General features: G+C 58.8%; 12 protein-coding genes. 2 read left to right on the forward strand and 10 right to left on the reverse strand.

Annotation, left to right across the window (positions count from 1 at the left end):
- Positions 1-4 precede the first annotated feature (4 nt).
- From minD to AB7S84_RS03760, 5 genes are all read right to left on the reverse strand, one after another.
- A complete protein-coding gene (gene minD, locus AB7S84_RS03740; protein WP_020878215.1) occupies positions 5-805 on the reverse strand; it encodes a septum site-determining protein MinD in 801 nt (266 codons plus the stop codon).
- A gap of 49 nt (positions 806-854) precedes the next feature.
- Positions 855-1,559, reverse strand: coding sequence for a septum site-determining protein MinC (locus AB7S84_RS03745; protein WP_040416373.1), 705 nt, complete (start codon positions 1,557-1,559; stop codon positions 855-857).
- Positions 1,560-1,953: 394 nt separating this feature from the next.
- Positions 1,954-3,216 carry a formate/nitrite family transporter gene (locus AB7S84_RS03750; RefSeq protein ID WP_020878213.1) on the reverse strand — a complete coding sequence of 421 codons (1,263 nt, stop codon included), beginning with the start codon at positions 3,214-3,216 and terminating at the stop codon, positions 1,954-1,956.
- A 99-nt stretch (positions 3,217-3,315) separates the two neighbouring features.
- Positions 3,316-3,696, reverse strand: a complete 381-nt coding sequence (locus AB7S84_RS03755) for a response regulator (protein ID WP_428152989.1) — start codon at positions 3,694-3,696, stop codon at positions 3,316-3,318.
- Positions 3,677-5,671, reverse strand: a complete 1,995-nt coding sequence (locus AB7S84_RS03760) for a sensor histidine kinase (RefSeq protein WP_020878211.1) — start codon at positions 5,669-5,671, stop codon at positions 3,677-3,679. Before AB7S84_RS03760 ends, AB7S84_RS03755 begins: the two co-directional genes overlap by 20 nt.
- 469 nt (positions 5,672-6,140) lie before the next feature.
- On the opposite strand from AB7S84_RS03760, the gene AB7S84_RS03765 reads away from it, so the two are divergent.
- Positions 6,141-7,595 carry a YceI family protein gene (locus AB7S84_RS03765; protein WP_020878210.1) on the forward strand — a complete coding sequence of 485 codons (1,455 nt, stop codon included), beginning with the start codon at positions 6,141-6,143 and terminating at the stop codon, positions 7,593-7,595.
- Positions 7,596-7,604: 9 nt separating this feature from the next.
- Here the strand turns inward: AB7S84_RS03765 and AB7S84_RS03770 are convergent, their stop codons facing one another.
- Entirely contained in the window at positions 7,605-8,789 is a 1,185-nt protein-coding gene (locus AB7S84_RS03770) for a PLP-dependent aminotransferase family protein (protein ID WP_020878209.1), read from the reverse strand.
- Positions 8,790-9,005: 216 nt separating this feature from the next.
- Between AB7S84_RS03770 and AB7S84_RS03775 the strand changes: the two genes are divergently transcribed.
- The gene (locus AB7S84_RS03775; RefSeq protein WP_040416371.1) at positions 9,006-10,445 is read left to right on the forward strand and encodes a PLP-dependent aminotransferase family protein; all 1,440 of its coding nucleotides are present in this window, start codon (positions 9,006-9,008) and stop codon (positions 10,443-10,445) included.
- A 43-nt stretch (positions 10,446-10,488) separates the two neighbouring features.
- On the opposite strand, the gene AB7S84_RS03780 is transcribed toward AB7S84_RS03775, so the two are convergent.
- The 4 genes from AB7S84_RS03780 to AB7S84_RS03795 form a co-directional block, all read right to left on the reverse strand.
- Positions 10,489-11,448: an RluA family pseudouridine synthase gene (locus tag AB7S84_RS03780; protein ID WP_020878207.1), complete on the reverse strand. Its 960-nt coding sequence runs from the start codon at positions 11,446-11,448 to the stop codon at positions 10,489-10,491.
- Positions 11,449-11,450: 2 nt separating this feature from the next.
- Complete coding sequence (locus tag AB7S84_RS03785) at positions 11,451-12,485, reverse strand: TIGR00730 family Rossman fold protein (protein WP_040416380.1); 1,035 nt, start codon at positions 12,483-12,485, stop codon at positions 11,451-11,453.
- Between the two features lie 129 nt (positions 12,486-12,614).
- Positions 12,615-12,929 carry an FmdB family zinc ribbon protein gene (locus tag AB7S84_RS03790; RefSeq protein ID WP_020878205.1) on the reverse strand — a complete coding sequence of 105 codons (315 nt, stop codon included), beginning with the start codon at positions 12,927-12,929 and terminating at the stop codon, positions 12,615-12,617.
- A gap of 66 nt (positions 12,930-12,995) precedes the next feature.
- Entirely contained in the window at positions 12,996-13,460 is a 465-nt protein-coding gene (locus tag AB7S84_RS03795) for a pyridoxamine 5'-phosphate oxidase family protein (RefSeq protein WP_020878204.1), read from the reverse strand.
- Between the last annotated feature and the right edge of the window lie 114 nt (positions 13,461-13,574).

Consider the following 13,574-nt stretch of genomic DNA (forward strand, 5'->3'; position numbering starts at 1 on the left):
CCCCCTATCTCCCAAGACCGAGTTTGTTGCGAATTCTTTTGAAAAACCCTCCCTGGGCCTCTGGGACCTGTATCGGAAGATCTTCATGCCCGTTCAGGCGCATGGCAATACGGCGAAACGCTTCCCCTGCCTTGGACCCCTTCTGCAATGCCAACGGAATACCGGTATTGGTGGCCACCACCACCTGATCGTCCATCTCCACCAGCCCGATGAGCTCGATCGAGAGGACATCCACCATATCGAGATGACTCAGCATATCCCCCCTCGCGACCATTTCGGGAACGATTCGATTGACCACGAGCTTGGGGGTGATGGAGCGGGCGTAGAGAAGACCGATCACGCGATCCGCATCCCGGACCGCGGATACCTCGGGAGTGCAGATCACCAGCGCTTCGTCGGCGGCGGCCACGGAGTTCTCGAACCCCCTCTCGATCCCCGCGGGACAGTCCATGAGAATAAAGTCGAACTCTTTTCTGAGCTGTTCGCTGAAGATGATCATGTCGTCGGGCGTCAGAGCATCCTTGTTGTCGCTCTGAGATGCGGGAATCAGAAAAAGATTCTCCACCCGCCTGTCTCGAATGGCCGCCTGTTTCAGCTGACACTTGGACTTGACCGCATCAACGACGTTAAACACGATCCGATTTTCCAAGCCCATCACGACGTCCAGGTTCCGGAGCCCGATGTCCATATCGACGACGGCAACCCGTTTTCCTTCCAGTGCCAGTGCGGCGCCGATGGAAGCGGTGGCCGTGGTTTTACCCACACCCCCCTTGCCAGAAGTGACAACAATGATTTTCCCGTCCAATGTTTGACCTCATATACTGTATGAATTGATCTTCGTAATACGGTGCATCTCATCGCACCTGCGGCCACGGCAACCGTCCGAACGGATTGACTTCCAGGTAGTTATCCACCACAATGGTTCCGTTTTCAACGTGGGCGAACTCAGCGATTTTTTCAGGGGAAGAAGGAAGCCCCGCCGCGACAAAACTGCCGATCTGTATCTGCGTCGGTCGGAAGTCCAGCGCAAACACGATGTTTTTTTCATTTTCGGGTTGGCCCGCGATGGCGGTTCCCATCAGACTCCCCAGAATAACCACGTCTCCCCCGGCGATCACCTCGGCGCCGGGGTTGACATCCCCCATGATGATCAGATGCCTTTCAGCGACGACCCGCTGGCCCGATCTCACCCGGCCGGCCAACATGAGCACATCCGTGCTGTGATGATGCCAGGATTGCTCCATGTCCCGAATTCGCATGCGCTCTTCCGGAAGAATCGACCGTTTGACAATCCTGTTTTTTTTCTCAGCGCGTATAATCGAACTCACGCCGTAAGTGTCTTTTATATAGGTTCCGAGTGTGTCAAACAACTCATCATGCCCTTCGCCGACATCGATGGTGACGGCGCCGTCAATCACCTGCTCTTTCAACTCACTGAGAAGTCTGGTGATCTCTTGAATAAGATCTTCATTGCTTTCCGTGGGATCGACGATGATACAGAGGTTTTTTCCGACACCCTTGAGCCTGATCGGTGTTTTCTCCTGATCCATGTTTTTCATCCACCTTCACCGTAAACGCTTGCCGCCGGCACATTCCCGCCAGTTGAGCGGGCATCCTGCTGAAATAACTCTTCCGGACTATAAAGAAGATCGGATATCCTGTCAATAATTGCATTTGCATCAACCGCACTGAAAGTTCCCGCTGTGTTTTTCCCGGACACCTGCCGGATCCGCGCAAATATGACTTTATCCTTGACGAAACCTCGATGACGGCGATTGGATAGCGGTGCCGGCCTGTGAAAGTCGAAAGTTGAGTTTCAACTTTGATGACGATGACCGCTCACTCCCATGAAAGGCTGAAGGCTGCAGGCTATAGGGGTGCGCCGATGACGAACGGACCGCTGATCCCCTTTCAGCCTTCAGCCTTCAGCCTTCAGTCTTCAGCCTACATGCGTCATCTTGCCGGCTGCAGGATCGGTCGCAGATAGGCCCCCCAATACCCCAGCCCGACAAAAACAACGCCGCCCACGGTATTGCCGATGGTTACCGGGACGAGATTGTCCACCAGGAACGCCGTCCACGTCAGCGTGCCCACGTCCACGCCGGCGGGCACGATCCCCGCCCAATGGCTCAGAAAGATGCCGGTGGGAATGAAATACATGTTGGCCACGCAATGCTCGAAGCCGATGGCCACGAACCCCATGATCGGGAAAAAAACGGCGAAGATCTTGCTGATGACCTGACGGGACGCCAGTGCCATCCAAACCGCCAGACAAACCATCCAGTTACAGCCCACCGCCCGGACAAAGGCCTCCGTAAAGCCGAGGTGGACCTTGGCGTGAGCGACCTTGACGGCGGTTTCACCCAGAAGTCCGCCGCCGGTTTTCCACAATCCGGAAAGATAAAAGAGAAGCGCCAGCAGTATCGAACCGACAAAATTGGCGACGTAGACCACGCTCCACTTGGCGAGGACCCGCTGCCAGGTGACCTCGCCGATCATGACGCTGGACACCATGAGGCTGTTGCCGGTATACAGCTCGGCACCCGCGATGACCACCAGCATCAGACCGATGCTGAACGCCGCTCCCCCGATGAGCTTCTTGATCCCCAGACCCAGCTCAGGGGGAAGATCGAAGGTGACGGACGCCGAGAAAAGGCCGCCGAAACCAATATAGGCCCCTGCCAGCGTGCCTAAAACAAAGAGAGAGATCCACGGCGAGTTGGCCTTGGCCACACCGACGGTCTGGGCCACCGTTTCCGCGATAATCCTGGGCCCCTTGTCGTCGACGCCGGGGACAGGGAATTTCTGCCACATGTTTTCCAGACGATGAAACACCTTTTTTTCCTGCTTGAATTTCCGTTGAACCGCCTTCTGAACCACATCGGTGATCTCATCCGGCGTAAAAGGCTTTGCCAGAAAATCCATGGCACCTCGTTTCATGGCTTCCGTGGCCCGATCCACCGATGGATACCCGCTGAACATGACCACCGCCGAATCGGGCGCCCGCTCCTCCAGCTCGGCGATCACGTCGAGCCCGTCGAATCCGGGCATCTTCCAATCGCACAGGATTACTCCGTAATGGTTTTGGCTGCTGAGCTCAAGGCCTTCGGCGGGATTCTGGGTGGTTTCCACCGCAAACCCATCGCTTCCGAAGATGGCTTCACAGGAACGCAGCACAGCCGGGTCATCGTCTATCACCAACATCCGTTCTTTCATGTTTCCTCCTTGCCTTCAAAGATTTCGGGGTTTCAGGTGCATGTGTCCCTTGGGTACGGGGGCAACCGGGGGCGAACACCCTGGTTCACCCCTACATTTTTATTTCCGGTCTCGGACAGGTGCGACCGAGAACGTTTTCCGGACCGAAGCCGTCAATTCATCGGGGGTAAACGGTTTGGCGATAACGCCGTCCGCACCGAATTCGGTTCCCCTCCGGATGGTTTCCGGTATCAGATAGCCGGTCATCATCAGGATCGCCGTTCCCGGAAATTTTTCCTTGATCACCCGAATCAGCTCAAACCCGTCTCTTCCGGGCATCTTGATGTCGGTCAACACCAGATCAAAGTCCCCTTCACCTCTCAGGACGGCAATAGCCTTGTCGGCGTCTTCCGCCCAATGGACGGTCGCACCCTCCGCCTTCAGGATTCTCCGGCAGCTTTCCACCACCATCGCATCATCGTCAACCACCAGTATTTTCATGGTCGTTCATCCTCGTTTCGCTATTGGGGTCACGATTGCGCGCAGCCGCTCCGACGCAAGGGAGCCATATGGTGAATCGGCTGCCCTTCCCGAGTTGGCTCTCCACCCGGATCCGGCCGCCGTGACGTTCGATGATACCTGCGGTCACCGCAAGCCCGAGTCCGGTTCCCTTCCCCACTTCCTTTGTCGTAAAAAACGGATCAAAAAGCTTGTCAAGGTGCTCGGGGGCGATGCCCGTCCCCGTGTCCCGTACGGAAATTTCGACCCCTTTTTCACCGTCGTTTTCACGCACGGCCGCCCGGATGTCGATCTCTCCGCCGGGGGCCAGCGCATCCAGTGCGTTCATCATGAGGTTGATCATGACGCTCTGAATCTGATTTCGGTCGAGTTGCAGCACCGGCAGTTCACCATCGGCGGCGTAGCGGAGGACGGCCCCCTGAATCAGCGCCTGATTTTCCATGAGTTCGACACAGTCCTCCAGCAGACGGCCGATATTCAGAGGCTCCGTATCCAGGCGGCTCTGGCGTGAAAAGTCCAGCAAACCTTTCACGATCCTGCGGACCCTTTCCGTTTGCAGGGCGATGGTTTGCAGGTCCTCCCTGAGCTCCTCCGGAAGATCCTTTCGACGAAGCATCAGATGGGTAAAGGTGAGCACCGCCGTCAGCGGGTTGTTGATTTCATGGGCCACGCCGGCGGCAAGTTTTCCGATGCTCGCCTGCTTCTCCGACTGTATCAGTCGCTTTTCGCTTTCCGCCTGATGCTCCTGATCCCGCTTTACCAGGGAGTCGGTCATTCTGCCGAACTCCTGCTGAAGCAGCCCGATGTCACTTTTGGAGATGGGGCCGATATCCGGAGAAAAATTCCCCCTGGAGATTTCCATACTGGCCCGGATCAACTGATTTACCGGCCGCATGATGCGATCGGCCGTAAGCCATCCCAGGGTGATGGCCAACAGAACGCCGGCAAGGGTGATCAGTGCGAAGACCCAGAGGGCTTTCTGCCGAACGTCCCGATATTTCGCTTCCAGAACCCCGACATAGAGCATCCCCACCCGACGCTTCTCGATATCCAGAATGGGTTCATAGGCGGTGATGTACCAATCGTTCACCACATAGGCACGATCCGTCCATTTACGGCCCTCGATGAGGACACGCCGGGTCACCTCCCGGGAAGCAAAGGTTCCGATGGCACGCTCGCCGTCTTTTTCCAGAACATTGGTGGAAATTCTCAGGTTTCTGAAGAAAATGGTTGCCGTGCCGACGTTGTGCCCGCGGTAAACCTCGTTGCGAAAAACCGTGCCGCCGATCTTGTCCACGATGGATTGATCGCGATTGAGAAGCATCCCACCGTATACGGCACCGATGATTTTTCCCTTCCGCAGGACGGGAACGGCGGATGCGACGGCGAGGCCCCCAGTCTCCTCCACCATGGGCATCAACCCGTCCATCATCTCCGACCCGGCATCGACGAGGCGGGTCCGTATGCGGGATTGTCTCGCCAGGTCGGGATGTTCGGCCGCAAGGGTCCCCCGATCGAGTACCACCGTCCCCGAGACCGTATGCTGCCTTTCGAGGGCTGCAGTCGCGATGGGCATCCGTCCCGCGGCAGCGTTCGTGACACCGTCGCCGATACGGCAGAGCCATGTGCCGTCGGCTGAGACGATACCGGCGAAATCAAGGCCCAATCGCCTCGCGATCCGCTCCATCCGCGATTTCAGGATTGCCTGTTCGCCCATGACCACGGCATCGCTGAAATCAGCGGCAAGACAGGTGGTTTCCAGCGACAACCGGATGGCCGCCACCCGGTCGTCGTAAATCACCCGCGCGACATTCAGATCCTGTTGGACGCGGTTCCTGGCTTCGTTCAACACGGAATCGTACAAAAGCTGCCAGCCGACAATCAGGCATACGGTCCCGACCAGCAGCGACACACCGAGAAAGCTGAAGATGAGTTTGGATCGGGTCGAGTAAAGCATGATACCTCCCGGCAAAGACGCAATTGGATTGGCGGTAAACTGGGGTGCCGATGGGTAATCTGGGACAAAGCAATTTAAATGCCAATGTCATTATCGTTGCCGATGGACGAACCGACTTGCCCGATCCGGGGCCGGCGTCGTCGTAAATAAAGACGGGCGTCGGACCTGCTGCGAAGGTTGCGGACCTCTTTTTTTCCGCACGCGAACCTGAATTCGCTCGTCGATCCCGGTCTCCGAATGCGGGCGCGATCGGCAGAGCGGCTTGTCAGTAATTTTATCAGCCTGTAAACATCGAAAAACAGGCATCGACGCCATGTCCCGACATTCCGCGCATCGAATTTGACAGTTTCCGGGGATGTCCCTATTTTCAATATTCGAAGAAACCGATCGCCATTGCACTCTCGTTTGCCTGTGCAGGCGGAACATGACATGTCCCGGGTAGATATCCAAACAGAAAGGGAGGAACCCGATGCGTTTTCATCACCGCAAGGCATGGATGGCGGGTTGCCTGTGGGTCGCCGCTGTTTTTCTCGGATCCGTATTACCGGCGCCCGCGGAGACCACGGATCAACTGGTGATCTTCGTCCGGCCGGAAGCCTCGGCGGTCGCGCGGGCATTTCATCGGGATGCCCTGCCTGAAATCGAACGACTGGCAAAGGCCATGTCGGTTCGGGTTTCCCGGATCGACGTCCGCAAGGGCGCACCCGAAGCGGTCGCCATCACGCCGCTCATCGTCTATCAGAACTTTCGGGGTCGGTCCGTCTATCAGGGGCGGTACACGACCCTCGATCGGATCCGCAATTTCATCCGGACATCCCGGTACGTCCCCCAGGAACCAGGCGGCCTCGTTCTCAGGGACATCCCTGTCCGGCAAACCGGTCGAGCGACGATCTGGGCGCCGGTCAAGATCGCTCGCGTGACCGGCTCTCCGCCTCCCGCCTATGACCACGATGCCTTTGTCAGGGAAGCCAGGACCGCCATGGACGAGGGCTTTACCCGATTCAAAACCGTTCAGGAGGTGCGTTTGAGCCGGGCGGATCGCGGATTTTACATGGACCTGTACCCATGGCTCGCAAACGACGGGACGCTGTTCCTTTCCCTTGCCGTATATTCGCAGTTTCATTGCAAGGCACCGGTGTTCGAGCGGAAAAAGGATCCCCTGACCGGTCCCTGGTCGGAGCGGCGACGGCTGTTTCGCGAAGCGGCGCGGATTCTGGAAAAGGCTGTTGACGATCAGATCGCCGATACCCGGAGCGGAGACGGGTTTGATCCGGTCGAGACATCCGTCAGGCTTGCGACCTGGGACGAGATCGGGCTCCCCCTTCCCGAGCCGCCCACCCGATCGACGGCGGTTCAGCCGACTGCCGCCGGAATACCGCGATCCTGGCGGCTCAGCCGACCGGGGCCTGAAGATCCGCCGCTCATTCAGTTTCACTTTCAGACCCCCCTGGATCATTATCGGGGAGAGGTCATGCGCTGCGATGGGAGAATCGATCTTGTCGAAAATCGGCTTCTGGAAGGCGCGACGGGATGGGTAACGGCCGACCCGGGGTCCGTCACCATGGGCGACGGCGGCCTGGACGACGTTCTCGGAGGCCGTGCCTTTCTGGATGTGCAGCGCTATCCGGAATCCGCCTTCACCATCAACACCATTCGGAGCCACGGGAATCCCCTGGCCTACGGGCGGATGTCCCCGGCGTCGGTTGAAGGCATCTTCACCCTGAAAGGGCGGAAAACCCCGCTTTCCGTGACCATGGAGATGGAGCCGGTTTTCGGCCCCGACAACCGGCCGCTGCTGCTGGCCCGGGGCGTGTTCGATATCGATCTGGACATGTTCGGCATCGAAGGGGCCGACGGCCCGTCGCCGGCAAACCGGACGCTCGTCTTCGATCTCTTTCTGCAGTTCAGGCCGGAGGCGGAATGACGCCGCTTCTCACATGGCCTTCGCAATTTCTTCACCCAGAATCCTCACGGCAGACCGGATCTCCGCCTCACCGGCCATGGTGTAATTGAGCCGCATGGTCGCCTCCCCCTCTCCTTTGTCGACGTAAAAATATTTGCCCGGGACGAAGGCCGTGTTCCGTCCCACAGCCCCTTTGTAAACCTTTTCCATGTCAAGATCTTCGGGGCCCTCCGCCCAGATGAACATCCCGCCCTCGGGGCGGCTCCATCGCATGCCCCTGGGGAAATAGTCCGCCAGCGCGGCGGTCATGGCCTCCTGGCGGGGCCGGTATATCGAGAGAATTTCGGGGAGATGGCGCTCCAGGTATCCCCCGGAGAGGTATTCCGCGGCCAGGGCCTGGCTGAAGGTGCCGGTATGGAGATCGGTGCCCTGCTTAACTCGAACGAGCCATTCCCGGATCACCCGAGGAGCCGCCGCAAAACCGATTCGAAGGCCCGGAGCCAGGACCTTGGAGAGGGTGCCGACATACATCACGTGCTCCGGAGCGAAACTTTTGATGGGGGGAAGGGGCTCGCCCCGGTACCGCAGATCGCTGTAAGGATCGTCCTCCACCAGAAGGGCGTCGTGCCTCTGGATGATCCCGGCGATCTCCCGCCGTCGCGCCAGGGGGATGGTCCGTCCGGTGGGATTCTGAAAGGTCGGCACCAGATAGACGAATTTGACGCCGCCGCATGCCAGAACCCGCTCGAGATCGGCCGGAACCACGCCATCCTCGTCGGTGTCGAGGCGGACGTATTCCGGCTCGTAGGGCGTGAACGCCGAAAGCGCCCCCAGATAGGTGGGGGCTTCCACCGCCACCCGATCGCCAGGGGTAATCAGCACCTTGCCGACGGCATCCAGAAATCCCTGAGAACCGCTGGCGATAATGATCTCCTCCGGGGATGCCGGAATGCCCTTTTTCGCCAGGTGCCCCGAAAGCGCCTCCCTGAGGGGCATGAACCCCTCCGTCAAATCGTACTGGAAGGCGCCCGAGCCGTATTTTCGGATGACGCGGGCGGAGAGTTCATCCATGATGCCCATGGGGAAACTCTCGGGCGCCGGGATGCCCCCGGCCAGGGAAATCATCCCCGGCCGGGAGACGACCTTCAGGATTTCACGGATGGCGTTGTCGTGCATCTTCAGGGTTCTGGCGGCCAACAAATTTTCAAATCGCATGGCTTCTCCTTTTTCCTCCGTTTTGGGGTTGAAGCCATTTTAAAGCATGTGGTAGATAAAAACAGATACACATTCTCAAAAAAAACAGCATAACAGATTCAAGAGCCCGGGCCGCTGATCCGCCGCTGCGCTCAAGCGGCAATAAAACGCACCGCTGAAGGGGCGTTGCCGTACCACCCGGCACCGCTTCCCGGTCACCATCATGAAAGTCGAAAGTTGAGATCCAGGTCTGTTTTCCGATATCGAGCCCTCGCAGAGGAAATCGAAGCCAAAATTCACGACGGCACCTATGCCCCGGGGGAAAAGCTGCCGTCCATCCGGCAGCTGCATCGTCGGCTGAATTTGAGCATCAGCACGATTCACCAGGCCTATATCGCCCTCGAGACGATCGGGCTCGTGGAGGCCCGGCCGAAATCCGGCTATTTCGTGAGTCCGGTCTCCTTAAAAAACCTCGAGACGCCGGTATTGCCCGCACCGGCAGCCAAACCCCTCAGGGTCGAAACCACCGGAATGGTCAACTCGGTGTTGAAGGCGATCTCGGATCCCCGAATGCTCCCCCTGGGGTCGTCCACCACGGCGACGGATCTTCTGCCGCACCGGCAGTTTGCCAGGATTTTCAAAACACTCTCCGAAAGGGACATCCGGAAAATCCTTTCCTACTCCCTGACCGAAGGCCACCCCGGTTTGCGCCGTCAACTGGCGCTGCGCATGATAGGGTTCCTCAAAGGCGTCTCCCCGGAGGACATCGTTATCACCACCGGCTGCATGGAAGCGGTAACGCTGTGCCTGCAGGCCATTCTGAAGCCCGGAGACACCCTGGCCATCGAAACGCCGACCCATTTCGGATTTCTGCAGCTTTTCAAGGAGATGGGAATCATGGTTGTGGAGGTTCCCACCCACCCCAGAGCCGGGGTGGACATCGACGCCCTGGCGCGCATCCTCGAAAGCACCCCGATCCGCGCCTGTCTTTTCATGCCCAATATTCACAATCCCCTCGGCACCCTGCTCTCGGACGAGGGCAAGGAGCGGTTGGTCAACCTCTTGAATCGTCACGACGTTCCCGTGATCGAAGACGATATCTGCGGCGAGCTCTATTTTGAAGGGCAGCGGCGGCCGTCCCTGTTGAAGACCTGGGACCGCAAAAACCTGGTGCTCACCTGCTCCTCCTTCTCCAAAACCCTGGCGCCGGGATTTCGCATCGGCTGGGTCCTGCCGGGTCCGCGGTTCAAGGATAAAATCCTGCGCCTCAAAGCCGGATCCACTGTCTGCACCGCGACGCCGGACCAGGAGATCATGGCCCGCTTTCTCGAAGGCGGGGCCTACGAGCGGCATCTGAGAATCCTCAGGGGCGCCGTCAGGAACCAGACCCTTAAAACGGCCATGGCGGTGAAAAAACATTTCCCTCAGGACACGCGGTTGTCGTTTCCCGCCGGGGGCTCGCTCCTGTGGATCGAACTCAACCGACGGATCGACGGCATGACGCTCTACCAACAGGCCCTCGAGAACCGGATCGCCATCCTGCCGGGGGCGGTCTGTTCGGTTTCGGGAATGTTCAGAAATTTCATCCGGATCGGCTGTGGCGCGCCGTTTACAAACGAGACGGAACGCGGGATTGAAACCCTCGGGCGGTTGGCCCGTCAGTGCCTCCGTGAGTGAATCCGTCGATGGACACCCTGGGAAATGCGGGACAGGGAGCGTGTCAATCGAAAGCGTCGACGAGTGTGTGAAAGGACGCCGGAACCGGTGCCTCGAAATGCAGATGCCGGCCGGATCGGGGGTGACGAAACGCGATTTCGGCGGCATGGAGCGCCTGCCGGTCAAGACGAAGACGGATCCGATCCGATTCCGTCAGCCGGTCCTCGATGAACCGGAGAAAAACGGTTTCGTCCGTGCCGTAAATCTTGTCGCCCACCACGGGATAGCCGAGAGCCAGAAGAGTGGCGCGGATCTGGTGCCGTCTGCCCGTTGCGGGGATCACGGAAACCAGACTCATCAGGGAACCTCGGCGAACGAGGTCGAACCGGGTACGGCAGTGCCTGCCCTCGCTCAATGGTTCTGAAACGGCACCCGGCGGTATGAACCGCAACTTTTTCCGTACAACGCTCGTCGGGTCGGGGACAAGCCGGCCGTCGGCCGTCACGGGTCCTTCGGGGAATCGCCCCTCGACCACGGTCGCATAGCGTTTTCGGACCTGTCCCGAGGCCATTTGCCGGCCCAGCACCGAAGCATCGCGGGAATTCCTGGCCATGACCACGATGCCCGACGTCTCCCGGTCGATGCGGTGCACAAAAAAAGGACCGTCCGACAAGGATCGGGAACGGATCATCGCCCAGAGGGTATGGTGAAAGTACCGCCCCCCCGGGTGACAGGGAAGGTTGGCAGGTTTATCGACCACGAGAAGGGCCTCATCCTCGAAGAGGATCTCGTAGGCGTCGTTCACCCGGGGCTCCGGCACATCCTTCGGCAGGTATTCCAAAAGGTCCCGGGGCTGCAGCACAGCATCGACGGAAATCGGCCGGCCGTTCACAAGCACCCGTGCCTGAGCGATTTCTGCCATCCAGGCCCCACGATCCAGGTAGGAAAATCGTCCGACCAGAAAGTCCGTCACCCGGACCCCCGCCTCACGGGGGGATATCGTCACCCGGGAGCGCCGCTTCATCGTCAGGGTTCGCTGTTCACCATGTCGATCAACCGTCGCAGCCGTCCGAAACTTTTTCGGTTGAAATCGATGACGAGCCTTGGAAGATGGGAAATCTCCTTCTCATCGATCTCTTCGGGAAGACATTTGGAGAGCGCGATGGTGCCGCCCGGCACCAGGATATCCTCGAAATCGTCCTGCAGTCTTTCTATGACGGATTGATCGAGCGCGTGATGGATTCGGATCACCAGTTTGTCCGCCACATATCTGATGCTGTGGAATTGCCGGTAAAAATGATCGATCCGCGCCACCGCCGCCTCGGTCGATTCCACCCGGTCAAACAGGCTGAGGTCCTCGGGGCTGATATAGCCGTGGGCCATCAACTCCGTTTTAAGGAATCCAAGCCAGTGGGACCAATAGGTGCTGCCGGGGGGATCGATGAGGACCAGCGGGATAAGGTCCCGCTTTCCGGTCTGAACCAGGGTCAGGGTTTCCATCGCCTCGTCGAGGGTGCCGAAGCCCCCCGGAAAGAGTGCGACGGCGTGGGCTTCCTTCAGGAAGGCCACCTTGCGATTGAAAAAGTATTTATAGGTGATGCTCCTGGGGTTCCCGTGGATGACCGGATTCGATTTCTGCTCGAACGGCAGTCGGATATTGACGCCGAAGGAATGCTCGGCGCCGGCGCCTTCGTTGACGGCCTGCATGATGCCCGGACCGCCGCCGGTGATGACCATGTACCCGGCATCCCGCAGCTCTTCTCCGAGTTGAACGGCCATGCGATAGGCGGGCGCGTCCGGCTTCGTCCGCGCGGAACCGAAGACCGTCACCTTTTTGACATGTCCGTAGGGCCCGAAAATCTTGGATGTAAAGCGCATTTCCTTGAGCGTGGTGTTCATGAGCTTGAGGTCCGCCTTGTCGTCGTCCTCCTGACCCGCCTTGAGGGCGGCGATGATCATCTCACGGATCAGCTCCGGACTCTTGATGCCGCCGACCATCCCGATCAAGGCTTCGATGGTTTCGTCCGCAGGGCCGTTTGAGGCGTGAAAACGCAGTTTCATTGTATTATCCCCGAGTGCCGGGCGCGATGTCGGAACAGCTTCCGATGAATATTTCATGGGTGGAGGGTCTCCTTGTTTTCTATGCGTTACCGGTGGTCGATGAAGTCGCGGGGCGCCCGGTCCGGTCAATCAATCCCGGACGATCCGTTTGATATCCGGCAGGGTTTCCGGACGGCCCCTGACCATATAGCGGCTCTCGCCGTCCCGGCGGGTCACGTTCTCATAGACCCCGTCATCCCGACGGACCAGCTTGGTGAACCCCAGGTCCTTCAGCTGGGCATTCCCCTTCGGCATGCTGACGGCAACCCGCGATATGAGTCTTTTGACGGGTCCCCCGCACATGGGGCATACCGTCAAAGGGTCGTCCGCCATGGACTGCCGGATCTCGAAAACCGCTCCTATCCCGCAAGGGCCGCCCGTGTGCTCATACTCATAAACGGGCATCGCCTCTCCTCCTGTAACTTCGCCTGTGGGTGGGGTATTCAGGCCGACGGGCGCCTTCCTTCGGCTTCAGACGCATCCCGACCGCTTGCCGCTGATGTCAAGGATGCATACTCTGAACACCGAAACGCGACGCATCTCTGCATCCGTATAGGAAAAGCGCTTCTCATCCGAATAGTGGGTCATGATAATGTCGAGAGCGCGGCGTTGGGACGCCGGCTCGAGGATGAAGTCCACATCGCCGATGCCGATGACGCTTTGATAGGTCATGCCCCATTTGCAGGGCGCCTCGCCGGGGACCACCGAGACGTCCGCGTCGAACTCGAAGCAGACGCGTCCGTTCTTTCGAAGCAGATCCAGTTTTTTACCCTCCCGGGCGGAATGAAAATAGAGCGCTTCGCCGTCGTATCCAAAGCTCATGGGAACGATATAGGGTCGGTCGTCGTCCATCATGGCCAACCGACAGACCCGAGCCTTCTCGATGACGGCATCCATCTCGGATCGCAGCGTCATCGCCTTGTCCTTCCGTCTCATGCTCACCTTCCTGTAAAGATAGACTGAAGACTGAAGGCTGTAGGCTGAAGGGGAGCAAGAGTCCCGTTCATCGTAGATGCACCCCTTCAGTCTTCAGTCTTCAGCCTTCAGCCT

It is taken from the genome of Desulfococcus sp. (assembly GCF_050178255.1).
GTDB lineage: Bacteria > Desulfobacterota > Desulfobacteria > Desulfobacterales > Desulfococcaceae > Desulfococcus > Desulfococcus multivorans.